Below are 23,439 nucleotides of genomic sequence, written 5' to 3'. Positions count from 1 at the left end.
ACCATGTCCATGCTCAGAAAACTGTCCGCCCTGTTCCGCGGCACGGCCCACGATGCGGCCCAGGGCGTCGTCGACGCCAACGCCCTGAAGATCCTCGACCAGGAAATCCGCGACGCCGACAATGCTCAAGGCAAGGCCAGAGACGATCTCGCCGGCCTGGTGGCGCGCCGCCGCATGGCCGAAAACGAACTTGCATCTTTCAGGGACCAGATCGCCAAATACGAAAGCTCGGCCCGCACCGCCCTGGGCCAGGGCAAGACCGACCTGGCCCGCGAGGTCGCCGGCCGCATCGCCGAGCTGGAGGTCGAGATCACCAGCCGCGGCCCCCTGATCGAGGACATGAAGGCGGCCGAGACGCGCCTGCGCGCCGCCATCTCCGCCACCGACCAGAAGATCGAGACGCTGCGTCGCGAGATCGACATCGTCAAGGTCAACGACTCCGTCCAGCGCGCCCAGACCTCCGTCGCCCTAAACTCGGCCGGCGCCCAGTCGCGCATCGGCTCGGCCGCCGACAGCCTGCAACGCATCAAGCAGCGCCAGGCCATCCAGGAGGAGAAGCTGGCGGCCAACCAAGCGCTGGAGGACCGCCGCACCGGCGCCGACCTGGACGCCAAGCTGCGCGAGGCCGGCATCCTGCCCGGCCATTCGTCGGCCGACGATGTCCTGGCCCGCCTGAGCCAGCCGGAGGTGACGGTGGTCACGCCGCGCATCGGCCAACAGGCGCCCGACAAGGACCCGGCCTGACCCATGGAGCGTCTGCGCCTCGACCCCCGCACCGACTGGGACGCCAAGGCCGAGGAACTCGGCTTCACCTGGCGCCATACCGACGGCCGACCCTATTGGGACGAGACGGCGGCCTACGCCTTCTCCCTGGCCGAGATCGAGGACGGGATCGAGGCGCCGACCGCCGAACTGCACGGCCTGTGCCTGGACCTGGTCGACGAGGCGGTCCAGTCCGAGCGGCTGATGGAGCAGCTGGATATTCCCGAGCCGATGCGGGACTATGTGGCCGACAGCTGGAAGCGGGGCGACCCGTCCCTGTATGGCCGGTTCGACTTCGCCTATGACGGGACGGGGCCGGCCAAGCTCTACGAATACAACGCCGACACCCCGACCAGCATCTATGAGACGGCGGTGTTCCAGTGGCTGTGGCTGGAGGACCGGATCAAGGCCGGCGTCCTGCCCGCCGACGCCGACCAGTTCAACAGCCTGCACGAAAAGCTGGTCGATCGGTTCCGCGCCATCTTCCCCGACGGCGGCTTCGTCCATTTCGCCTCGGACCCGGATTTCGTCGAGGACCGGCAGACGGTGCGCTTCCTGGAGGACCTGGCCCGGCAGGCCGGGCTGGAGCCGCAGTTCGTGGCCATCGAACAGATCGGCCTGAACGAAGACGGCCGGTTCGTGGATCACGAGAACTGGATCATCCAGGCGCTGTTCAAACTGTATCCGTGGGAGCAGATGCTGCGCGACGACTACGCAGCCCCCCTGCCCACCGCCGAGGTCACGGTGCTGGAGCCGGCGTGGAAGAGCCTGCTGTCCAACAAGGCGATCCTGCCCCTGTTATGGGAACGCCATGCGGGCCACCCCAATCTGCTGGAGGCCTATTTCGAGGGCGATCCGGCCGAGAACGCCCTGGGATCGTCCTATGTCCGCAAGCCCCTGTTCTCGCGCGAAGGCGACAACGTCGAACTGATCGACCGGGGTCTGAGCGGGGCCGAGGTGGTCGATGGCGGCTATGGGGAGGGGCGCTGGATCCGCCAGGCGCTGCACGATCCGCCCCTGTTCGACGGCAATCACGCCATCGTCGGATCGTGGGTGGTCGGGGCCGAGCCTGCGGGGATCAGCCTGCGCGAGGACAAGGGTCGGATCACCCGCAACACCTCGCGTTTCGTGCCGCATTTCATCCGCGACTGAGCCGGACGTCGCGCCGGTCGGCGTGGAAAGGGCAACCAAGCCGGGCGACCGTCGTTCTTTCGGCTCGAAACCGGAACGACGAAAAGGCTTCTTTCCATGACCCCTATCCGCCCTGCTCCCCTCCGCATCGGCCTGGCCAGCGGCGCCGCCCTGGCCCTGACCCTCGCCGCCGGGGCCGCCCCGGCCCAGACGCCCGCCACCAATCAGGACCGGCTCGGCGCGGTCGTCGGCGCCCTGTTCGGCGACCGGCTGGGCCTGTCGGCCATGGACCAGGCCTGGCTGCGCGGCGGCCGGCCGCTGCGTGACGGCCAGACCCAGTTCACCGGCCGCGTCGACGCCGGCGTGCGCGCCGGAACCGTGTCCGCCTCGGCCGCCACGCGGTTGCGGGCCGACTACACCGCCCTGGTCGATCTGGAGAACCGCTACGCCGCCGACGGCATCTCCGCCCAGGAGCGCGCCGATCTGAACGCCCGCTACACCGCCTTGACCCAGACGCTGGATTCGGGCGCCGTCGGCTATGGCGAGACCGACGCCGTGGCCGAAGGCCGCGCCGCCTTCGACGCCCGCGTCGATGCGGCCGTGACGGCGCGGCGGCTGACCCGCACCGAGGCCACGCGGCTGAAGGCCGACTATCAGGCCCTGATCCAGGTCGAGAGCCGCTACAAGGCCGATGGCGCGATCAGCGCCGCCGAGCGCGCCGATCTGGACGCGCGCCTGGACGCCCTGGACCTGCGGGTCGGCGACGGCCCGGCGGGCCAGAACGGCTCCGCCGCCCTGCCCGCCCGAACCCGGCTGGCGAATCTGGAGACCAGTCTGGCGACGGCCGAACGCGCCGGCGCCGTCACCCGCGCCGATGCGGCCGACATCCGCGTGGAACTGGGCGATCTGACCCGGCTGGAGGCCGCCTATGGCCGCACGACGCCGTCGTCGGACGACACGGCCTATCTGACGCGCCGCATCGGCGAGCTGGAAAGCCGCGTCCGCCGCTAAGCGGACCCGGCCTGCGCCGCGCCGCTGGCGTGGCGCAGGATGTCCGGGATCAGGGCGAAGGGGGCCGAGCCGTGGTCGGCGCCGGGCGCCTGGGTGAAGACCGCGCCGCCGGGTTTCTCGGCGACCCAGGCGGCGATCCGGCCGCACATGTCGCGGGCCGTCTCCGCCCCGCCGCATCCCACCATCAGCGAAGGCGAGGCGATGTCGGCGGGCGGGGTCGTCCACCACAGGGACGGGCTGACCGCGACCCAGCGGGCGAACAGGGCGGGATCGGCCCGAAGCGTCTCCAGCACGAACAGGCCGCCCAGGGAATGGCCGAACAGGGTGGCGCGCGCCGGGTCGATCGAGGCCGCCCGGGCCAGGATCGGCAGCGCCCGATCCGCGATCAGGCCATGCAGGGCCTCGGCGCCGCCTGACGGAACCAGGGCGTCGGGACCGGGGCGGCGGGTGAAGTCGCGCGCCCGCTGGTCCTGAAGCGGGCCTTCATCCGGCCGATGGCCCAGGCCGGCGACGGCCATCGGAACGACGCCGGTCTTGTCGGTCCGGTGCGACAAGGCCGCGGCGGCCCCGGCCAGGGCGGGGAAGAACCGACCGCCGTCCAAAGCGAGCAACAGGGGCCAGCCGCCCGGCGGCGGCGCTCCCCCTGGCACGGCCAGCATCAGGTCCAGCGTCCGGCCGTCCGGCCCGGACAGCGGACGAACGCGCCAGCCCGGCGCGGTCCAGGGCGTCCAGGCGGAAAGAACGTCGTCGGTCATGAACCCTTCCTAGCCCATCGGCGCGGCCTGTTGTAATGCGACGCATTCCGATGATGGACATTTCCCTTTCCGCCTCCGACGCCGCGCTCCAGGTCCTGGGCCGGCACCGCCGCCTGCGGCTGCGCCGCCAGCTGCTTCTGGCCGGGCTGGCGGTCGCCTGCGGGCTGGCGCTGTGCCTGGACGCCGCGACGGGGCCGTCGGGCCTGTCGGCCTGGCGCATCGTCACCGGCATCGTGCGGCCCGACCTGCTGAGCCCGTCGGAGGCCGCCATCGTCTGGCAGATCCGCCTGCCCTACGCCCTGACGGCGATCCTGGTCGGGGCGGCCCTGGCCCTGTCGGGGGCCGAGATGCAGACGGTGCTGAACAACCCCCTGGCCAGCCCCTTCACCCTGGGCGTCTCGTCGGCGGCGTCGTTCGGCGCGTCCCTGGCCATCGTGCTGGGGTTGGGCCTGCCCTTCATCCCGGCAGACGGGGTGGTGGCGCTGAACGCCTTCGTCTTCGCCTTCGGATCGGTGCTGCTGCTGCAGGCCCTGGCGCGGGCGCGGCGCGGCGGGGTGCAGAGCATCGTCCTGTTCGGCATCGCCCTGGTCTTCGCCTTCAACGCCCTGACCGCCCTGGTCCAGTTCGTCGCCTCGCAGGAGGCGCTGCAACAGCTGGTGTTCTGGACCATGGGGTCGCTGTCGCGGGCCAGCTGGCGCTCGGTCGCGGTGCTGGCGGCGGTCGTCGTCCTGACCCTGCCCTTCTCCTGGGCGGCGGCGCGGGCCTTGACGGCGCTGAGGCTGGGCGAGGACCGGGCGTCGAGCGCGGGGGTCGATGTGGCGCGGTTGAGATTCTTTTCGCTCTTGCGCGCCAGCCTGCTGTCCGCCGCCGCCGTGGCCTTCGTCGGCGTGGTCGGTTTCGTCGGCCTGGTCGGGCCGCACATCGCCCGGCTGCTGGTCGGCGAGGATCACCGCCTCTATCTGCCCGCCAGCGTGCTGAGCGGGGCGCTGTTGATGTCCCTGGCCTCGGCGGCGTCCAAGACCCTGGTTCCGGGCGCGCTTCTGCCGGTCGGGGTGGTGACGGCGGTGATCGGGGTGCCGGCCTTCCTGTTCCTGATCTTCCGCAGCGGGGCGCGGGGATGAGCCTGGTCGTCCAGCATCTGACCGCCCGCTACGGCGACCGCGCCATATTGTCCGACGTGGCCCTGCAGCCGCTGGCGGCGGGCCAGGTCGTGTCCCTGATCGGGCCGAACGGGGCGGGCAAGACCACCCTGATGCGGGCCATCGCCGGGCTGACGCCCGCCTCGGGCCAGGTGTTGCTGGACGGGCTGGACCTGAACCGGATGTCCATCGCCGAGCGGGCCCGGCACGTCGCCTACATGCCCCAGACCCTGCCGCAGGACGTGGCCCTGACGGTGCTGGAGACGGTGATCGCGGCGCTGGAGGCCTCGCCCTCGGCCGCCGGTTCGGCCCGGGCCGAGGTGCGCGCCCTGGCGGCGCTGGAACGGGTGGGGGCGGTCGATCTGGCGCTGAAGCGGCTGGACCGGCTGTCGGGCGGCCAGCGCCAGATCGCCGCCCTGGCCCAGGCGATGGTGCGCCAGCCGCGCGTCCTGCTGCTGGACGAACCGACCAGCGCGCTCGATCTGCGCCATCAGTTGGAGGTGTTCGGCCTGGCCCGCGCCTATGCGCAGGAGAACCAGGCCGTCGTGGCGATGGTGCTGCACGACCTGCAGGCGGCCGCGCGGGTCTCGGACCGGATCGTGGTCCTGGCGAACGGTCGGGTGCAGGTCGAGGGCAGCCCCGCCGAAGCCATCACCCCCGCCGTCCTGGCCGATGTCTGGCAGGTGCGCGCCCGCGTCGAACCCTGCGCGCGCGGCCAGATTCAGGTGCTGGTGGACGCGGTGCTCTGAACCGCAGGCGCCGACGCGCCGTCGGGGCGTCGGCGCATTTGTTTGGTCAGCCCTTGGCTCAGGCCTTTGGCTCAGGGCCGGATCAGGGTGACGGTGTCGCCGGCCGGATCGACCGGGACGGGCGTGCCGGCCGGGGCGTTGCGCGGCAGGCCCCGCGCCTTGTTGGTCACATAGACGGCGTTGGTCGCCGGATCGATGGCGATGGTCTGGGGGAAGGTGCCGGTCTGGAGATTGGCCAGGACGGCGTAGTCGGCGCCGTTCACCACCGTCACCGTGCCCGCCTGGCGGTTGGCGACATAGACCTGATCGTTTCCGGGATTGTAGGCGACGCTGAGCGCGCCCTCGCCGGTCGGCACCTTCCTGATCACCGCGCCGTCGGCGGCGTTCAGGACGGTCAGGTCGCCCGTGCCCTGGCTGGCCACGAACAGGCGGTTCCCGCGCGCGTCGAAGGCGACGTTGGTGGGCTTTTCGCTGCCGGTGGGCCAGGTTCCGGCGGACTGGCCCGTCGACAGGTCGATGACGCCCACGTCGTTGGAGCTCATGCCCGTGACGAACAGGCGGTTGTTCCGGGCGTCCAGCGCTGCGCCGGTCAGGCCGCCGACCGGGGCGGCGATCTTGCGCTCCAGGGTGTTGGTCGCGCCGTCGACGACCCAGATCTGGTTCGGGCGGCTGGCGTCGTTCGCCTCCCCGCCGACGACGGTGACATAGGCCTTGTTGCGCGCCTCGTCGACGATGACCTCGCGGACGTGGGCGGAATCGTCGTCGCCGTCCTTGATGGTGGCGACCAGACGGCCGGTCCTGACATCCACCACCCCGACCGAGCCGGAACGGGTCGCCGTGCCGTAGAGCGTCTGGGTGCGGCTGTTGAAGCCCAGGCCGTAGAGGGGGTTGGCCGAGACGTCGATGGCCTGGCCCGGCGTCAGGTCGGCGCTCAGGCGGGCGATGGCGCCGCGCGTCTCGCCGCGCGGGCCGACGGCGGCGACCAGCAGAGTGCTGTCGGCCGGGTTGAAGACGATCTCGTACAGGCCGCCGGGCTCGACCTTGACCGACTTGACGATGCTGGGCGCGCCGGCGCTGGCCGCCGGCTGGGCGAGGACGGCCGTATGGGCCAGGGCGGGCGCGGCCGTCGCGGCCAGCAGGGCGGCGGCGGCGGCGACGGCGAAACGAACGGAGGTCATCGGCATAGTCCTTCTTCGGTCTTCGGGGGAATGGATCAGGCGGGCGTCAGGTCGGCCCAGTAGTCGCCGCGATAGGGCACGGCCAGGAACTGCCGGTTGATCTGGTCCAGGGTGGCGCGCGGGTTCAGATCGCCGAACAGTTCGGGATGAATCCACTTGGCCAGGACCTCGGTGGCGACGATGTCGATGGGGGAGTTGATCAGCTGATGCGACAGGCCGTGGGCGCGCCCCTGACGCACCGCCTTCAGCGTCGAGATGCCCGCACGGCCCGTGACGCGGCGCAGCCCCGCCTGCGACTGTTCGGCCGTGAAGTCTGGCCCCACGACGAAGCCGCCGGCCTTGGCCAGGTGCGGGCCGCCGGTGGCGATATAGACGTCCGGGTCGCGCTGGATGACATATTCCAGGTTCAGCTTTCCGGTCGGCGCCGTCAGCACGTCCGCGCCGATGTTGCGCCCGCCGACGAAGGCGATGTAGTCGCCGACATTGCCCCGCCCCGGCGAGTTGCAGCAGTCGGGCGTGATCATGGCGTGCGGTTCAAGAAAGACCGTCGGCCGCCGGTCCATCGGCACGGTCGCCACCTTGGCCGAGATGGCGTCCAGGCGGGCCTTCTTGAAGGCGTTGAAGGCGGCGGCCTGTTCGCCGCGGCCGATCAAGGCGCCCAGCAGGGCCAGGCTGCGGGCCTGGTTCTCGAACGGATGGTTGAAGAAGTCGATGAAGGCGACCGGCACGCCCGCCGCCTGAAGCTGGGCCGCCTGTTCGTCGCTGGGACCGGAATCGATCGACACCACCGCCGTCGCCGGATGGGCCGCCAGCACGGCCTCCAGGTTGAAGGGTTCGCCGGAACGGGGAATTTTGGGCAGGGCGGCCAGGGCCGGGAACTTGTCGACGAAGGCCTTGTACATATCCGGGCTGATCCGGTTCACGTCCCCGCCCCAGGCCGACAGCAGCGACACCGGATCGGGATGGATCAGGGCCAGGGCGATCAGGTAACGGCCGTCGTCGATGCTGATCTTCCGGCCCGACGCCAGGGGCTGGACGGGCCGGCCGCGCAGGTCCTTCAGGTCCGAGGCGGACGCCGCCTCGTCGACCGGCCCGCACGCCGCCAGCAGCGACAGGCCGCCCAAGGACAGGCCGGAAAGCCCCAACAGGGCGGACCGGCGCGACAAGACGCAAGGGGGCGAGGCGTTCATGACAGGGGCTCTCCGGGTGCCGGGGCGACGCCCGCCAGGGACAGAAGGGTCGGGATCAGGGAGGCGGCCAGCATTCCGCCATGCCCCTGGCCCGGCATCTGGCCATAGCGGACATCGACCCCCGCCCCCGTCAACTGCGTCGCCAGGTCGCGCGTCGCGCCGACGGGCACGGACGTCCACATCGGATGCAGGTGCGGACGCGACGACCGGCCCTGAGCCTCGTCCTCGCCCACCAGAAGGGTCAGGGTCATGGCCGGGCGCGACGGCCGCGCCAGAAAGGCCGGCGCCTCCTTCAGCACCGCGCCATAGCCCCACCACAGGGACGGGCTGGCCGCGACGAAGGCGTGATAGGCGTCGGGCCGCGTCAGGGCGGCGTGCAGCACGCACAGTCCGCCATAGGAATGGCCCCAGATCAGGCTGCGCGCCGGATCGACGGCGACGCGGCGGGCGACTTCCGGCCCGATGCGGTCGTGCAGCAGGGTCAGGAAGGCGTCGGCCCCGCCGCCCGGCCGCCCGGCGGGATCGACGGCCGGGGCGTCGCCCGACGGGCGCGGCGTATAGTCGAAAGCCCGCGCCAGGACGTCGAACTGGCGGTCGCCTTCGTAGCCGACGGTGACGATCACGGGGGGATCGCCGACGTCCAGCCGCGCCAGCAGGGCCTCGTCGATCCGCGCCAGGGCGGCGTCGCCGTCCAGCAGCCAGGCGACCGGATAGCCGGAAGGCGAGGCGGCCTTCTTGGGCGTGGCGACCCAGATGCGATAGACGCGCGCCCCGTCCTCGGACGTGACCGACAGCCGCTCGAACCGATAATGGACCGAACCGATCTCGGCGATGGTCGGCTCCGATCGCGCGGCCTGGGCCGGCTGGGCCAGGGCGGGAGCCGCGGCCAGGACCGCCAGGTCGCAGACGGCGACGAGCAGGGTGCGGCGCATCAGAAGCTGTAGCTCACGCCGATCCAGCCCCGGCGGCCGTCGCCCTGGAAGTCGTAGTCGGCGACGTCGATCGCCTCGTCGCCCAGATTGTAGACGCCGGCCTTGACGCTGACGGCCGGGGTCACGCGCCAGTTCGCGCCGATGTCGACGGTGGTGTAGCTGGGGTAGCGGCGACCCACCTGGGTCGCGCCGTTCAAGATCGGCTGGCCGTTCGAACCGACGCGCAGGCCCGCGTTCAGCTCCTCGCCGTGGTAGTTGACGGCGCCCCACAGGTTCAGCCGGTCGCTGGCGTCGTAGTCGGCGCGGATGTTGGCCATGTGCTCGGGCGTGCGCGACAGCGGCAGGCCCTTGTAGGTCCCCGACTTCTGTTCGGAGTCGGTGTAGGTGTAGCCCGCCTTCAGCCCCAGCCGGCTGTCGGGCCGCCAGCGGGCCGACAGTTCCACGCCCTGCAGATCGGCGTCCTGAAGATTGTACCAATAGTAGAGGCGGTAGTTGGGGTTCTCGCTCCAGCGCGCGATGGTTCCATCCTGATTGTAGACCAGGGCGCTGTCGATCTTGTCCTTGAAGGCGGTGCGGAAGACGGTGGCGCTGGCCGACAGGGTCGTGGACGGGTTCCACAGCACGCTGATCTCGTAGTTGGTGCTGGTTTCCGGCTCGATGTCCGGGTCGCCGAGGATGACGCCGCAGGTGCCGTTCGGCCCGACCGAGCAGGTCGCCCCGCCGGTCGTGTAGGCGTAGCCTTCGGCCACCTGGCGCAGTTCGGGCGCGCGGAAGCCGGTCGAGACGCCGCCCTTGATCGTCCAGGCCTCGGCCGGGGTCCAGACCGCATACAGGCGCGGGCTCCAGTGCGAACCGTAGCGTTCGTGATCGTCGAAACGCAGGCCGGCGGTCAGGGCGAAACGCTCGTTCAGGCGCCATTCGTCCTCGACGAACAGGGCGCGCTGCCACACGGTGAAGGTTCCCGGCTGGGTCGCGCTGACGCCGGGGTTCAGGTCGACCAGCCTGTTCTCGACATACTGGCCGCCCACGACCAGCTGATGATCGCCCAGCGGCGACCCCTCCAGCGGGATGTTGAACAGGGCGTCATAGACGGTGTTGGTCAGTTCGGGCGCGCGCGCGTCCTGGACGAAGGCGCCGGCGCGGCGAGTGAAGGTCTCGCGCTGGGTCTGTTCGCGCAGCACCGAAAGGGCGCTGGTCCCCCAGTCCCAGCGACCGTTCCAGCCCAGGGACGCGGCCGTGCGTTCGTTGGTGTTGTAGTTGGAGGCGGCCGTGGCGGCCAGGGTCGCGCCGGCGGTGTTCTCGCGCTTCACCTCGGTCCGGTCGACCTGCAGCAGCACCTCGTGGTCCGCATTGGGGGTCCAGGCCAGGCGGCCGGTCAGGTTCCAGTCCTCGCCGCCGTTGACGCCGCCCAGGATGTGATCCTCGTCGCGCGTGTAGCTGCGGCCCCAAATCTGGGCGCCCAGGACGCCGTCCACCAGCGGCCCGGCCAGATAGCCCTGGGCCTGGCGCCAGTCGCCCGAGGCGCCGTCCTCCTGGGCCACGTAGTCGCCGCCGATGGAGCCGCCCCAGCGGGCGGGCACCTTCTTGGTGATGATGTTGATCACGCCGCCGATGGCGTCGGAGCCGTACAGGGACGACATCGGCCCGCGCACCACCTCGATCCGCTCGATGGCGCCCGACGGCGGGGTGAAGCTCTGCTCGAAACCGGCGTTGCCGTTGACCCGGCTGTCGCGCGTCGACTGGCGCTTTCCGTCCACCAGGATCAGGGTGTAGCTGCCCGGCAGTCCGCGAATGAAGATGTCCTGATTGTTCGACGCGCCGCTGACCGAAACGCCCTCGACGTCGCGCAGCGCATCGGTCAGGTCGGCGTTCGGCCGATTGGCCAGCGTCTCGGCCGTCACCACCGAGATCGAGGCCGGCGCCTCGACCACCCGCTGCGCCCGCGTCGAGGCGGTGACGACGACATCCTCGAGGGCGGCCGGTTGCTGCGCCTGAGCCTGATCCTGGCCCTGGCCCTGGCCCTGACCCTGACTTTGGGCGAAGGCCGCGACGGGGACGAGGGCGAAGACGGTGGCGAGGAGCAGACGGCGGCGCATGACATATCCCTGAAAACCAGCCGCTCGTAATGCGACTGGTTCTCAAAAGCAAGACGCCATATCGTCCTAGGCGAGGAGGCTTCGAAGGGAAGCCGGCGAACCTGCGCGCCTCATCGCGTTTGCGAAGGCTTTGGCCTATACAGCGACCCCGCTCCCGCCTTCGGCCCGCCTCAACACATGTCGCTCGATCAATCCCGCAGACTCTCCATCGCGCCCATGATGGATTGGACCGACCGGCATTGCCGGGCGTTTCATCGTGCGCTGACGGGGCGGGCGCTGCTGTACACGGAGATGGTGACGGCGCCGGCGGTGGTGCATGGGGACCGGGAACGGCTGCTGGGGTTCGACGGGCTGGAGCATCCGGTGGCGTTGCAACTGGGCGGGTCCGATCCGGCGCAACTCGCCGAGGCCGCCCGGATCGGCGAGGCCTTCGGCTATGACGAGATCAATCTGAATGTCGGCTGTCCGTCCGACCGGGTCCAGTCGGGACGGTTCGGGGCCTGTCTGATGCGCGAGCCGGAACTTGTGGCTGAATGCATGGCGGCGATCCGCGAGGCCGTCGCCGCGCCCGCCACCGTCAAATGCCGCATCGGGGTGGACGACCAGGACCCGGAGGTCAGCCTGTTCGCCACGGCGGACGCCTGCGCCGCCGTCGGGATCAGGGTCTTCATCGTCCATGCGCGCAAGGCCTGGCTACAGGGCCTGTCGCCCAAGGAGAACCGCGACGTGCCGCCGCTCGACTATGGGCTGGTGCGCCGATTGAAGCGCGAGCGGCCGCATCTGAACGTGTCGATCAATGGGGGGATCGCGTCTCTGGACGCGGCCGAGGCCCTGCTGGCCGAGGCCGACGGCGTGCGGCTGGACGGGGTCATGCTGGGCCGCGCGGCCTATCACGAGCCGGCCATCCTGGGTCAGGCGGACCGGCGGCTGTTCGGCGAAGCGGTCGCCGACATCGACGCCTTGCAGGCGATCGAACGGTATCGCCCCTATATGGCCGCACGCCTGGCCGAGGGCGTCGCCCTGTCGGCGATGACGCGGCACATGCTGGGTCTGATGCACGGCCGGCCGGGCGCCCGGGCCTTCCGGCGCATCCTGACGGTCGAGGCGATCCGGCCGGGCGCGGGGCTGGAGGTGCTGGACCGGGCCGTCGAGGCCGTGCGCGAGGCCGAGGCGCGGCGCGACCGGGCCGCCTAGAGCCGTCGGAAGGGCCGAGATCAGGGCGGGATCGACGGAAGAAAAGGTCCCGCCGGTCGTCCAGATCGGCCTTAATCTCCGATTCGAGGGGCCCAATGCGCGTGCCGAGCCCGCGTGACCGGCCGCGCGATCCGGTAAAATCCCGTATTGTTTTCAATCATCTAGCACGGAAACAAACGGTAACACGGCGCGCGTTCGGGCCGTTCGCCGCTTTCTCGCCACAAGTTAACGCGACAAAGTGCGCGCCGGCGGCGTTGGGAGCCGGCGCTTCCTGAGCCAAGCCTATGATCGGCGCGTCCGCTGCTCTCGCCATGTTTTGGACCGCCCTGTCGTCGATGACGAACGGGCCCGTCCCCTACGATGTCGCTGTCGCGGCGGATCAGGTCAGGGTTGAAACCCCTGCCGAAACGATCAGTTCCGAAGCCGAAGAAACGGCGTTGAACGCCGAACAGACCGAGTTGATGGCCAGCGATCCCGACTGGCGCGCCTCGGCCCGTCTCTACCACGCCGGCGGCGGCGGGGCGACGGGCAACGATTCCCTGGGCTGCCGCCCGATCGCCATGCGCACGGTCGCGGTCGATCCGCGCGTCATTCCGCGCCGGACCAAGCTGTTCATCCGCGAGACCGTGGGGATGCGCCTGGCCGACGGCACCGTGCACGACGGCTATTGGTATGCGTCCGACACCGGCGGCGCCATCAAGGGCCAGAAGATCGACCTCTACACCGGCCACGGCCGCGGCTCGATGAACCAGGCGCGCCGCCTGAACATGCGCACCCTGACCATCGTGGACGCCGGCGATTTCGACGGCTGCCCCCCGGCCTGGACCACCGCCTCCAACTGATCCCGCCCGCCATGAAAAACGCCGGCCGACCTGAACGGTCAGCCGGCGTTTTCGTGTCTGATCGCGAACGGCCTCAATCCAGCTCCGACACCTCCAGCGTCGACTGGACCATGCCGTCAGCGTAGGTGCCGACCCAGATATCGTAGCGGCCGCTCTGCGGATTGGTGATCGTGACCTTGGGGTCCACGCCGCCGCCGCTGTCGTCGTCGCAATAGAAGCGGCCGTTCGGGGTGTTGATCAACAGGGTGGTGTCCTCCGACGCGCGCACGCGGAAGGTCAGGTCGGCGTCTCCAGGTTCGAAGAAGATCTGGATGTCGGGCGCGGCGCTGACCTTGCCTTCGCAGCCGGGCTTGGCGGCCGAGGCCGGGATGGAGCCGCCGGCCAGGATGGACTTGGTCCAGGGGTCGGGCGTAAAGCCGCCGCTCAGATTGACCTTGCCGTAGTTGGGCTCCAGTTCGGTGTTCGGCGCCTCGGTCGAGGCGCTGCTGGACCCGCCCAGTTCGCTGATCTGCAGCGTCGACTGGACCATGTCGTCATCGTACGTGCCGACCCAGATGTCGTAACGGCCGCTTTGCGGGTCGGAGATCAGGACCTTGGGGTTCAGCCCGCCGCCGCTGTCGTCGTCGCAATACCATTGGCCGTCGGGGCCGTTGATCAGCAGCGTCGTATCCTCGCTGGCCGTGGCCATCACCGTCAAGTCCAGCGTCCCGGCCTGATAGTCCAGCCGCAGGTCCGGCGCGGCGCTGACCTTGCCCTCGCAGCCCGAACGCGCGGCCGAGGTGGGGACCGATCCGCCGGCCAGGATCGACTTGGTCCAGGGATCGGGGGTGAAACCCGTCTCCAGCCGCACCGAGCCATAGTTGGGGTCCAGGGTGAAGTCGGGCTTGGCCGCGCCCTTCTGGGCCAGGCTGACGCCGGGCGCCAGCAGGACGCACGCGGCGGCGATGGCGGCGATGGATTTCATGGGGCTCCCTCCAGCAGCGACGAACCGCCGCACGGAGCACCTTAATTGTTTTCGGATAACGGCGCAGCTTGAAATCGAGACCGGCGATTCAGAACCGACGGCGCCCCGTCACGGTCTCGAAGAACAGGCGGAAATCGCCCATCAGGCTCCACAGCGGATATTTGAACGTCGCCGGCCGGTTCTTCTCGAAGAAGAAATGCCCCACCCAGGCGAAACCGTAGCCGACCAGAGGCATGGCCAGCAGCCACCACGGGTTCCGCGTCGCCAGGAAGACGGCGAAGACCAGGATCACCAGACCCGTCCCGACCACATGGATGCGCCGGCACGTCCGGTTGGAATGTTCGTGGATGTAATAGGGATAGAAGGCCTCGAACGAGGCGTATCGACCCTCGGGTGCGCTTGGCGTGCTCATGACCCGAGGGTGCGCCTGGACGGGGCCGGTGGCAAGCACGCCATGGTCCGCGCCCGTCAGCCCGCCTTCAGGTTCTCCACCACCGCCCTCAGCCTGGCCGGCAGCGGCTTGGGCCGGCGGGTTTCGGCGTCGACATAGACGTGGACGAAATGGCCGATGGCGGCGGGAACGTCGACGCTGCGTTTGAACACGGCGAAGCCGTAGCTGACGCTGGAGGTGCCGATGCGGTCGACCTTGATCCCCACCTCGATCACGTCAGGGAACTTCAGCGACGAGGTGTAGCGGCAGCCCGAATCGACCACCAGGCCGATGGATTCGTTCAGCGCATCGGCGATCAGCAGATGGGCGTTCACCGCCGAATCCACGAACTCGTAGAATTTGGCGTTGTTGATATGGCCGTACTGGTCGTTGTCGGCCCAGCGCGTGGAGACCATGTGATAGGCCTTGTAGGTCGCGCGTTCGGCCAGCGGGCCTTCATCCCTCTTGGGCATCGGTCGTCTTCTCCCTGGCGACGTCTGGTCGGTCGCTCTCGACCTCGAACGCTCTCGCTTGGACGACCTTGCGTCAAGCGTCTATCGATAGGGCTTCGATCACGAACGCGCTGACCGACAGCGCCCAGGGGCCAGTCCGATGAGCCTTGAAACCCGCGCCGCCGTCCTGTCCCGCATGGGCTCTGCCCTTCCCTATGCGGACAGCCGCCCCCTGTCGGTCCAGACCGTGACCCCGGACGCGCCCGGCCCCGGCGAGGTGCTGGTCGCGATCAAGGCCGCCGGCCTGTGCCACTCGGACCTTTCCGTCGTCAATGGCGACCGCCGCCGCCCCCTGCCGATGGCCCTGGGCCACGAGGCCGCCGGGGTGGTCGAGGCGCTGGGGGACGGCGTCGACGACCTCGCCATCGGCGACCACGTCGTCATGGTCTTCATGCCGTCCTGCGGCCATTGCGACCCGTGCGCCGGGGGCCGTCCGGCCCTGTGCGAGCCGGGCGCCGCCGCCAACGGCCGGGGCGAGCTGCTGTCCGGCGCCCGCCGCATCTTCCGCGAGGGTCGGCCGGTCAATCATCACCTGGGCTGTTCCGCCTTCGCCGCCCACGCCGTCGTCTCGCGCCGGTCCTTGGTGAAGATCGACCCCGACCTGGCGTTCGAGGAGGCGGCCCTGTTCGGCTGCGCGGTCCTGACCGGGGTCGGCGCCGTGGTGAACACCGCCGGCGTCAAGGCCGGCCAGAGCGTCGTCGTCGTCGGCCTGGGCGGCGTCGGCCTGGCCAGCGTCCTGGGCGCCCTGGCCTCGGGCGCCGGCCCCGTGATCGCCGTCGATCTGTCCGAAGACAAACTGGCCCTGGCCCGCACCCTCGGCCCCGTCCAGACGGTCAACGGCGCCGCCCCCGATGCGGTGGATCAGGTCCGCGCCCTGACGAACGGCGGCGCCGACTTCGCCTTCGAGATGGCCGGCTCGGTCCGGGCGCTGGAGGCCGCCTGGACGATGACCCGGCGCGGCGGAACCACCGTCACCGCCGGCCTGCCCCCGGCGGACGCGGCCCTGGCCGTCAACGTCGTCTCCCTGGTCGGCGAGGAGCGCACCCTGAAGGGCTCCTACATCGGAACCTGCGTCCCCAGCCGCGACATCCCCCGCTACGTCGCCCTGTATCGCCAGGGCCGCCTGCCGGTGGACCGTCTGATGAGCGGCGTCATCGCGCTTGACGACATCAACGCGGGCTTCGACCGCCTTCACGCGGGCGAGGTGGTGCGGCTGATCGTCCGGCCGTGACGCCTTATCGGCGCCGTTGGAAAAAGGGCGTCACAACGACCACGGCGAGGTCACAGCGAACACGACGGAGGCGCGCCGGTTCGTAACGTCCCTATGGCCTGCGGCGGCGAAGCCGCAGATCGACCCACCGCCTGAACAGAGGAACCGGAAGCCCACGCGCGTCCGGTCCCGTCGTGTCCTTCGTGGCCTCGTCGCGCCCGTTGTGATGAACGCCCTTTAACGGCCCGCCCTGGGCGGCGCGTTCTTCACATACTGGTCCAGCCAGCGGGTCATTTCCCACAGGGTGTGGCCCACCGATTCCCGCGCGCGGTAGCCGTGCGCCTCCAGCGGCAGGGTGACGTAGCGCGCCGTCGCCCCCAGCCCCTTCAGCGCCGCATAGAAGCGCTCGGACTGGATGGGGAAGGTGCCCGAGTTGTCGTCCGCCTCGCCGTGGATCAGCAGGATCGGCTCGTTCAGCTTGTCGGCATAGGTGAAGGGCGACATCTCGGTATAGACCTCGGTCGCCTCCCAATAGTTCCTCTGCTCGGACTGGAAGCCGAACGGCGTCAGCGTGCGGTTATAGGCGCCCGACCGCGCGATCCCCGTGCGGAACAGATCGGTGTGCGCCAGCAGGTTGGCCGTCATGAAGGCGCCGTAGCTGTGGCCGCCCACGGCGATCCGGTCGCGGTCCGCCACCCCCATCCGCACCACCGCATCGACCGCCGCCTGGGCGTCGGCCGTCAGCTGCTCGACATAGGTGTCGTTCGGCTCGGCCCCGTCCTTGCCGATGATGGGCATGGAGGGGTTGTCGAAGATCGTATAGCCCTGGGTCAGCAGGAACAGGTGGCTGGACCCGCCCGGCCGCACGAAGCGGTTCTGCACGTCCACCGTCTGGCCCGCCACCGCCGCATCGGTGAACTCGGCCGGATAGGCCCACATCAGCATGGGCAGCGGCCCGTCGCGATCCTTGTCGTAGCCGGCCGGCAGATACAGCGTCCCCGACAGCTTGACCCCGTCCGCCCGCTCGTAGGTCACGAGCTGGCGCGTCGCCCCGGCCAGTTGCGGCGCCGGATCGGGGAAGTTCGTCAGGCGCGTCGTCTGGCCCGTCGCCAGGTCGCGGATCTGAAGGTTGGGCGGGTCCAGCCGCGTCTCGCGCTGCGTCACCACCCGCTTGCCGTCCGCATCCAGGAAGCCGACCACCGCCTCGTAATCCGTATCGGCCGAGGTCCACAGGCGTTCGCTGCGGCCGGTCGCCGGGTCCATCGCGGCCAGGAAGGGGAATTCGCCCTGCGGCGTCGCCCCGGCCCCGGACATCAGGATCTTGCCGTCGGGGGTGAAGCGGATGGTCGAACGCCCCGCCGCGTTCGGCTGCGTCACCGGCTGGCCGGGGTTGTCGTAGCGCGCCTGATAATTCCGCTCCAGCAGCACCCGGCCCTGGCCCGGATTGGACGGATCGACCGTGAAGCGCGTCTCGTGGCGGGTGTTGAACCAGCGGCTGTTGACGATGGCCAGGTCGTCCTTGCCCCAGACGATCCCGGCGTAACGCTCCTTCAGGTCGATCAGCTTGACCGGCTCGGCCGTGAAGGGCGCGGCCTGCATGAACACCCGGTCCCTGAACTCGGCCTCGCGCCGGATATCGCCCCCGTCCAGCGCCTCGACCCAGGTCAGGGTGGCCGGCGCATCGGCGCGCCAGCCCACCGAACGCGGCCCCGGCGCCACGGCGTCGAAGGCGGTGGGCACGTCGTCCCTCAGCGGCAGGTCGGCGACCGTCCGCACCACCCGCCCGTCCAGGTCCGTCACCGTGATTTCGGTGGGGAACAGGTCGTCCGGCACCGCATAGCTATAGGGCCGTTTGGCGATCTCGTTCAGGATGTATTTCCCGTCCGGCGACACCGAGGCGTCCAGATAGACCGCCGGCGCCCCGATCGTCCGCGCCCGGCCGTTCAGCGGAACCAGCGTCAGCTGGCTGGTGAAATAATGGTCGAACAGGGCCTCGTCGCCGGGGTTCGACAGCAGATCTTGGTAGGTCCGCACCGGCGCGACCCGCCCGGCCGTCTCCTCGATGTTCGGCCCCGTCGGCGCCGCCGTCACGTCCGGCGCCGGACCGCGTCCCGCCGGCACCGCCTCGACCAGCAGGCCCGAACTGTCGGGCAGCCACTCATAGCCCGTCCCGCCCGTCATATTGACCACCGGCTCGGTCAGCTTCCTGGCCCGCGCCGAGGTCACGTCCACGACCCACAGCTCCAGCCCCGTCGGCCGATCCATCACGAAGGCCAGCGACTTGGCGTCCGGCGAGAACCGCGGCGCCGTGAACCGCGCGCCGTCGGGCAAGGCCACGACGCGAGGCTGTCCCCCATCCACCGCCTGAAGGCTCAGCCCTGTCAGCCAGGCCACCCGGCTCTCGGCCGGTCCGTTGTTCCGGGGGTTGATCCGCGCCCCCGCCAGCCGCAGCATCGGCTCGGCCAGGGCCTTGATGCTGGGCAGGTTCGACCGATCCATCAGCACCAGGGTCCGGCGATCCGGGCTCAGCATCGGCGACGGCGTCGGCTTGGCGTCCAGTATGTCCGCGATCGGCTGGGGCGGCTGCTGATAGACCATCGGCCCTGCAGCCGGCGCCGCGTTCTGGGCTAACGCCGCCCCTGCGGTCGAAGCCAACAGCACCGCCGCCAGAACAAGCCCGGCCCCACGCACACGCATCATCATCGTCATTATCCCCACAGGTTTCGGCCAGCCTAGCGGCAAGGCGAAGCCCGCAGCAACCCCTCGAAGAGTTATAATATTACATAGCCAATCAAACCGTCACCGTCCCATATGCCGGTTCGATCCCTCGCACCGTCTCCAGCCGCAGGAAATAGGGGCCGGGGCGCAGCAATAGGGTCGCGTTCGCCTGCCCCGGCTCCAGCAGCAGATGATCCGCCGGAATGGCCGCCCCCTCGCCCATGTGCAGGGCCTGCAGCAGGGCTGGCCCCTCGAAGGCCGGAACCGCAACCTCGACCGCCGTCCGCGCCGGATCGGCCGCCAGCCAGCCGGGCCGACCCGCCACCGTCGGCAGACGCGGATGGAAGACGCTGATGTCGATCCGGCCGTCGAACAGGCGATTGGCGAATGCCCGCCCGTCCCTGGACACCGCGATCGGTCGCGTCGGGGCGAACCGCGCTAGCACGGCCGCCGTCTCCGGCGTATCGGCCTCGGGTCGGGTGGCCGGCCAATTGCTCGACTGATCGATGGTCAGGGGATCGATCCCCGTCGCCGCCTTCAACTGTCCGGCGAACCACAGCCCCCCGGCGCCTTCGACTTCTGTCGCGTGCATATAGCCGCACTGGACGAGGACCCGCGCCTCGGGGCGCGGCTTCAGCACGGTTTCGATCAGGTTTTGCGCCTGGGCGATTTCCCTCGCGGTCGTCCGCGCGTCAATGGCGGAGTCGGCGGGCGCCCTCTGGTCCGCTCTCTGCTCATAATCGGCGAAGACATAGCCCAGGGTCGCCGCTTCGCGCACCGTCTCGGCATAGACGGGATCAGCCGTGTAATAGCCCGACCGCGAGTTCAAGGGCGCGCCGGCGCGATAGCCGCCCATCCCACCGAAGGTCTCGGCCGCGAAGGTGTCGAAGCCCAGCGGCCGCAGCGCCCGCATGACCCGCGCCGCGAAACCGCGATGGCCCGAGATATTGTGCGCCTCGCTCAGGATAACGACCTGTTTGTCCGCCGCCGCCCGGACGATGACCTCCAGCGCATCCTCGGCCTCGGCTCCGGCCAGATCGGGCAGGAGAGCGTCCGCAGGCCGGGTTCGCTCGTCCAACCCGATGGCGATCGCCTCGTCTCCGACAAAGGCGGCGAACCAGGGCAGATAGTATTTTGCGCTCTCGTCGCCGGCTTCGAACTGCGCCTTCAAATCCAGATAGAAGGGCAGATAACGCCCCTCGGCCTGATACTGGTCGACCGCCGTCAGCGGCGTCTGCGCGCGCGCCGCCCGTCCCGCCATCGCGGCCGTCGCCGCCAGCGAAAGTCCCAGAAACCGTCTCGTCAGCATACACCGCCCCACACAACCCTGAGGTGACATCTCGACAGTTTGCGTCAGGGCCGTCAACCCGTCAGCAGCGCCTCCACCTCATGCCGCTCCGGCGCGGACGGTTGCGCCCCCGGCCGGGTCGCCGCCACGGCCCCCGCCGCGCAGGCGAACCTCAGCGCCTCGGCCGGGTCCATCCCTTCCAGCAGGGCCACGACGATCGCCGCCACGAAGGCGTCGCCCGCCCCCGTCGCATCCACGGCCTCGACGGCGGGCGGGGTCGCCCAGGCCATTTCGACGCCGCGCTGATAGAGGGCCGCCCCCTGGCGCCCTTGGTCACGACCACCCGGCCGCCGCCCCGGTGCAGGCCGTCGCCATAGAAGGCGGCCTCGGTCTCGTTGACCACGATCAGGTCGGCGCGGCGCAGCAACCGCTCCGACACCGGCCGGGCGGGCGCCAGATTGGCGCAGACGAAGCCGGTCGCCCGGCCGACCGCCGCCTCCACCGTCTCGACGGGCAGCTCCAGCTGCACGATCAGCGCCCCCTCGATCCGCTGCGGCAGCTGTTCGGGCGTGACCCCGTGATTGGCCCCCGCCGCCACCACGATCTGGTTTTCGCCCGACGGATCGACAGCGATCAGGGCCACGCCCGTCGGCGCCGCCACATCGACCTCCACCCCCGACAGATCGACGCCCATCTCCTCCATCAGGGCCAGGGCCTCGCCGGCCATGGCGTCGTTGCCGACCCGGCCGATCAGACAGACCTCGGCCCCCAGCTTCTCCGCCGCCAGCGCCTGGTTGGCGCCCTTGCCGCCGGGATGGCGCGCCAGGGTCGCCCCCGTCACCGTCTCGCCGGGCGCAGGCAGCTGCGGCGCCGTGGCGACCAGGTCCAGGTTTATCGAGCCGACGACGGTGATCCTCATGCCCCCGTCCCTCGCGCCTGATCCTTCAACGTCTCGACGATCAGGTCGAACACCCCTTGCGCGTCCGCCGCCACGGCCCAGCGGTGGCGCGCCGTCGCCGGATCGACCCGGAACTCCACCGCCGTATGGCCCCGCGTCAGGTCCGACGCCGTCTCCACCTCGATCCGGCACGGCCGGGTCTGGAACAGTTCGGGCCGGATCAGCCAGGCGATGGGACAGGGATCGTGCAGGGGGGCGCCCCAGTCCGACGTGGGCCAGCCGACGATCTCGCGCTCGACCCTTTGCGAGAACCGCAGCATCGACGCCGTGGCGCGCGCCGCCGCGCTGTCGACGGCTTCGACGGCGGCGATCCGCGCCTCGGTCGCGCGCACCTGATGGGTGACGTCCAGGCCGAAGGCGACCACGTCGCAGCCCGATCCGAACACCACCGCCGCCGCGTCCGGGTCGGCCCAGACGTTGAACTCGGCCGAAGGCGTCACGTTGCCCCCTTCGCTGCGCGCCCCGCCCATGACCACGACCTGCCCCAGCCGTTCGGCCAGCCGCCGTTCGCGCCGCATGGCCAGGGCCAGATTGGTCATCGGCCCCAGGACGGCCATGGCCACCGACCCTTCGGGCCGGCGCATGACCAGGTCCACGATGGCGTTGGCCGCCGGCCCGTCGCCGACGATGCCCGTCGGCTCGAACGGCTCCAGGTCGCCCAGTCCCTCGGCCCCGTGAAAGGCGCCCGCCCCCGCCGGCGGCCGTTTCAGCGGCCGTTCCGCCCCGCCGAACACCGGCGCGTCCTCGCGCCCGGCGATCTGGCGTACGATCAGCGCATTGCGCTGGGTCAGGCGGCCGGGGACGTTGCCCGCGACCGTGGTTACGGCCAGCACCTCCAGCTCGGACGCGGCGAAGGCCAGGAACAGCGCCACGGCGTCGTCCACGCCGGGGTCGCAATCGATGATCAGGGACTGGGCAGGCACCACCCATGACTAGGTGCGCCCGCGCCGCGCGGCAAGCCGCAACCGCGCCCCTTTCGCGGCCGCGACCGGCGGGGGAGCCAACGTCCGTTCCAAGCGTTGCCGTCGTCATGAGCGCCGCCGCCCGTCTTTTGGATCTTCGCCGCGAGCGGGCCTATGTCGCCGATCTGGGCCGGGCCTTCGCCGGGGCTCTGGTGTTCAGCATTCCGCTGCTGATGACGATGGAGATGTGGGAGCAGGGCGTGATCATGAACCGCTGGCGGCTGCTGGCCTTCATCCTCGCCGGCCTGCCGCTGCTGTACGGCCTGTCCTATTACGCCGGTTTCTCGAAGCGGCGCGGCCTGGTCAACGACGCGCTGGACACGGCCGTCGCCCTGGCGGTCGGCTTCGTCACCGCTTCGGCCCTTCTGATCCTGTTCGGCGTGGTCGAATGGAACGCGCCCCCGCGCGAGGCCCTGGGCATGGTCGCGCTCCAGGCCGTCCCCGGCGCCATGGGCGCGCTTCTGGCGCGGCGTCAGCTCAGCGGCGACGGCGGGGGCGACACGGACGAGGAGGAGGCGTCCTATGTCGGCGAGCTGTTCCTGATGGCGGCGGGCGCCCTGTTCTTCGCCCTGAACGTCGCCCCGACCGAGGAGATGATCCTGATCGCCTACAAGGCGGAGCCGGCGCATGCTCTGGCCCTGGTCGCGGTGTCGATCCTGCTGCTGCACCTGATCGTGTTCAAGGCGGGCTTCGCCGGCCAGGAAGAGGCCGACCGTCCCGCCGCCGCCTTCCTGCATTTCACCCTGCCCGGCTACGCCATCGCCCTGGGGATCAGCCTGTTCGCCCTGTTCGTCTTCGGGCGGATCGACGGCCATTCGGTCGCGGGCGTGGTCCAGACCGTGATCGTCCTGGGCTTTCCCGCCGCCATCGGCGCCGCCGCCGCCCGCCTCCTGGTCTGACCGCCATGCCCCCCAGCAAGACAGCCCGCGCCAAGTCCCACGCCCCGCGACCGATCCTGCAATGGCTCATGGCCGGGGTCGGCGCCGCCGTCACCCTGGCCGCGGTGGCCGTGGTGGTGTGGGAGGCCTGCCAGCCCCCGGCCCCGCCCGCCCTCAGCGCCCGCATCGTCGCGGTCCAGTCCACCGCAACCGGCCAGGCGGCGACCGTGCGGGTCCAGAACGACGGCGACGACACGGCCGCCGCCGTCGACATCGAGGGGGTGCTGGGCGACCAGACGGCCACGGCGACCCTGGACTACGTCCCCGGCCACGGCCACGCCGTCGCCTATCTGCGCTTCGACGCCGATCCGCGCGCGGCGTCCGTCTCGGTCAAGGGCTGGTCGGCGCCCTGAGCCTGGGTTATGCTGGGCGCGTTCTCCGGGGGGTCGCAATCGAGCGGCTGAGATAGAGGTTTCTCCTCTGACCCGTCGAACCTGATCCGGGTCATGCCGGCGAAGGGATGAGTAACGCTTTCGGTCC

Annotated in this window: 22 protein-coding genes, 1 pseudogene and 1 riboswitch; of the genes and pseudogenes, 10 read left to right on the top strand and 13 right to left on the bottom strand. The window is 70.4% G+C overall.

The window, feature by feature from the left end; translation table 11 throughout:
* The first annotated feature begins 3 nt into the window (after positions 1–3).
* From AC0L6G_RS15415 to AC0L6G_RS15405, 3 genes are all read left to right on the top strand, one after another.
* Positions 4–744, top strand: coding sequence for a PspA/IM30 family protein (locus AC0L6G_RS15415; protein ID WP_293826281.1), 741 nt, complete (start codon positions 4–6; stop codon positions 742–744).
* A gap of 3 nt (positions 745–747) precedes the next feature.
* Positions 748–1,914: a glutathionylspermidine synthase family protein gene (locus tag AC0L6G_RS15410; protein WP_293826278.1), complete on the top strand. Its 1,167-nt coding sequence runs from the start codon at positions 748–750 to the stop codon at positions 1,912–1,914.
* A gap of 96 nt (positions 1,915–2,010) precedes the next feature.
* Positions 2,011–2,904, top strand: coding sequence for a hypothetical protein (locus AC0L6G_RS15405; protein ID WP_293826275.1), 894 nt, complete (start codon positions 2,011–2,013; stop codon positions 2,902–2,904).
* Here the strand turns inward: AC0L6G_RS15405 and AC0L6G_RS15400 are convergent.
* Positions 2,901–3,659: an alpha/beta hydrolase gene (locus tag AC0L6G_RS15400; protein ID WP_293826272.1), complete on the bottom strand. Its 759-nt coding sequence runs from the start codon at positions 3,657–3,659 to the stop codon at positions 2,901–2,903. The genes AC0L6G_RS15405 and AC0L6G_RS15400 overlap by 4 nt on opposite strands.
* Positions 3,660–3,709: 50 nt before the next feature.
* On the opposite strand from AC0L6G_RS15400, the gene AC0L6G_RS15395 reads away from it, so the two are divergent.
* Both AC0L6G_RS15395 and AC0L6G_RS15390 read left to right on the top strand, forming a co-directional pair.
* Positions 3,710–4,780 (top strand): FecCD family ABC transporter permease, encoded by a 1,071-nt coding sequence (locus AC0L6G_RS15395; protein ID WP_291539770.1) that lies wholly within the window; start codon positions 3,710–3,712, stop codon positions 4,778–4,780.
* Complete coding sequence (locus AC0L6G_RS15390; protein WP_293826270.1) at positions 4,777–5,547, top strand: ABC transporter ATP-binding protein; 771 nt, start codon at positions 4,777–4,779, stop codon at positions 5,545–5,547. The genes AC0L6G_RS15395 and AC0L6G_RS15390 overlap by 4 nt, the downstream gene beginning before the upstream one ends.
* Positions 5,548–5,618: 71 nt before the next feature.
* Here the strand turns inward: AC0L6G_RS15390 and AC0L6G_RS15385 are convergent, their stop codons facing one another.
* Genes AC0L6G_RS15385 through AC0L6G_RS15370 form a run of 4 tightly spaced genes read right to left on the bottom strand, consistent with a single transcriptional unit; the run spans position 5,619 to position 10,943 of the window.
* Positions 5,619–6,725: a YncE family protein gene (locus AC0L6G_RS15385; RefSeq protein ID WP_293826268.1), complete on the bottom strand. Its 1,107-nt coding sequence runs from the start codon at positions 6,723–6,725 to the stop codon at positions 5,619–5,621.
* A gap of 35 nt (positions 6,726–6,760) precedes the next feature.
* Complete coding sequence (locus tag AC0L6G_RS15380) at positions 6,761–7,915, bottom strand: ABC transporter substrate-binding protein (protein ID WP_293826267.1); 1,155 nt, start codon at positions 7,913–7,915, stop codon at positions 6,761–6,763.
* Positions 7,912–8,847 carry an alpha/beta hydrolase gene (locus AC0L6G_RS15375; protein ID WP_293826265.1) on the bottom strand — a complete coding sequence of 312 codons (936 nt, stop codon included), beginning with the start codon at positions 8,845–8,847 and terminating at the stop codon, positions 7,912–7,914. Before AC0L6G_RS15375 ends, AC0L6G_RS15380 begins: the two co-directional genes overlap by 4 nt.
* Positions 8,847–10,943 carry a TonB-dependent receptor domain-containing protein gene (locus AC0L6G_RS15370; RefSeq protein WP_473252589.1) on the bottom strand — a complete coding sequence of 699 codons (2,097 nt, stop codon included), beginning with the start codon at positions 10,941–10,943 and terminating at the stop codon, positions 8,847–8,849. The genes AC0L6G_RS15375 and AC0L6G_RS15370 overlap by 1 nt, the downstream gene beginning before the upstream one ends.
* 177 nt (positions 10,944–11,120) lie before the next feature.
* On the opposite strand from AC0L6G_RS15370, the gene dusA reads away from it, so the two are divergent.
* Together dusA and AC0L6G_RS15360 are read left to right on the top strand one after the other, a co-directional pair.
* Entirely contained in the window at positions 11,121–12,137 is a 1,017-nt protein-coding gene (dusA, locus tag AC0L6G_RS15365) for a tRNA dihydrouridine(20/20a) synthase DusA (protein ID WP_291539758.1), read from the top strand.
* Between the two features lie 335 nt (positions 12,138–12,472).
* Positions 12,473–12,979 carry a 3D domain-containing protein gene (locus AC0L6G_RS15360; RefSeq protein ID WP_473252587.1) on the top strand — a complete coding sequence of 169 codons (507 nt, stop codon included), beginning with the start codon at positions 12,473–12,475 and terminating at the stop codon, positions 12,977–12,979.
* Between the two features lie 73 nt (positions 12,980–13,052).
* Here AC0L6G_RS15360 and AC0L6G_RS15355 read toward each other — a convergent pair whose 3' ends face one another.
* From AC0L6G_RS15355 to AC0L6G_RS15345, 3 genes are all read right to left on the bottom strand, one after another.
* The gene (locus AC0L6G_RS15355) at positions 13,053–13,943 is read right to left on the bottom strand and encodes a hypothetical protein (RefSeq protein ID WP_473252585.1); all 891 of its coding nucleotides are present in this window, start codon (positions 13,941–13,943) and stop codon (positions 13,053–13,055) included.
* A gap of 88 nt (positions 13,944–14,031) precedes the next feature.
* Positions 14,032–14,355, bottom strand: coding sequence for an Mpo1-like protein (locus AC0L6G_RS15350; protein ID WP_293828331.1), 324 nt, complete (start codon positions 14,353–14,355; stop codon positions 14,032–14,034).
* A gap of 56 nt (positions 14,356–14,411) precedes the next feature.
* A complete protein-coding gene (locus tag AC0L6G_RS15345) occupies positions 14,412–14,846 on the bottom strand; it encodes an acyl-CoA thioesterase (RefSeq protein ID WP_473252583.1) in 435 nt (144 codons plus the stop codon).
* A 139-nt stretch (positions 14,847–14,985) separates the two neighbouring features.
* Here AC0L6G_RS15345 and AC0L6G_RS15340 point away from each other — a divergent pair, with 139 nt between their 5' ends.
* Positions 14,986–16,116, top strand: coding sequence for a zinc-dependent alcohol dehydrogenase family protein (locus AC0L6G_RS15340; protein ID WP_473252581.1), 1,131 nt, complete (start codon positions 14,986–14,988; stop codon positions 16,114–16,116).
* 216 nt (positions 16,117–16,332) lie between these two features.
* Here the strand turns inward: AC0L6G_RS15340 and AC0L6G_RS15335 are convergent, their stop codons facing one another.
* The 5 genes and pseudogenes from AC0L6G_RS15335 to AC0L6G_RS15315 form a co-directional block, all read right to left on the bottom strand.
* On the bottom strand, positions 16,333–18,798 hold the full coding sequence (locus AC0L6G_RS15335) for a S9 family peptidase (RefSeq protein WP_293828336.1): 2,466 nt from the start codon (positions 18,796–18,798) through the stop codon (positions 16,333–16,335).
* 88 nt (positions 18,799–18,886) lie between these two features.
* Entirely contained in the window at positions 18,887–20,122 is a 1,236-nt protein-coding gene (locus AC0L6G_RS15330) for a hypothetical protein (protein WP_293828338.1), read from the bottom strand.
* Positions 20,123–20,175: 53 nt separating this feature from the next.
* Positions 20,176–20,391, bottom strand: coding sequence for a PfkB family carbohydrate kinase (locus AC0L6G_RS15325; protein WP_473252579.1), 216 nt, complete (start codon positions 20,389–20,391; stop codon positions 20,176–20,178).
* Positions 20,392–20,537: 146 nt separating this feature from the next.
* Positions 20,538–21,020, bottom strand: a pseudogene (locus AC0L6G_RS15320) (PfkB family carbohydrate kinase); the annotation flags it as partial.
* A complete protein-coding gene (locus tag AC0L6G_RS15315) occupies positions 21,017–21,982 on the bottom strand; it encodes a nucleoside hydrolase (protein ID WP_293828341.1) in 966 nt (321 codons plus the stop codon). The gene AC0L6G_RS15315 and the pseudogene AC0L6G_RS15320, both read right to left, overlap by 4 nt.
* 107 nt (positions 21,983–22,089) lie before the next feature.
* On the opposite strand from AC0L6G_RS15315, the gene AC0L6G_RS15310 reads away from it, so the two are divergent.
* Both AC0L6G_RS15310 and AC0L6G_RS15305 read left to right on the top strand, forming a co-directional pair.
* The gene (locus tag AC0L6G_RS15310) at positions 22,090–22,920 is read left to right on the top strand and encodes a TIGR02587 family membrane protein (RefSeq protein ID WP_293828343.1); all 831 of its coding nucleotides are present in this window, start codon (positions 22,090–22,092) and stop codon (positions 22,918–22,920) included.
* Between the two features lie 5 nt (positions 22,921–22,925).
* Positions 22,926–23,312: a hypothetical protein gene (locus tag AC0L6G_RS15305; RefSeq protein WP_291539742.1), complete on the top strand. Its 387-nt coding sequence runs from the start codon at positions 22,926–22,928 to the stop codon at positions 23,310–23,312.
* 16 nt (positions 23,313–23,328) lie between these two features.
* Positions 23,329–23,438, top strand: a riboswitch (TPP riboswitch).
* Position 23,439: the final 1 nt, after the last annotated feature.

This window comes from Brevundimonas sp. D3-1P (assembly GCF_055809335.1).
This window is presented reverse-complemented; position numbering and strand designations above follow the sequence as displayed.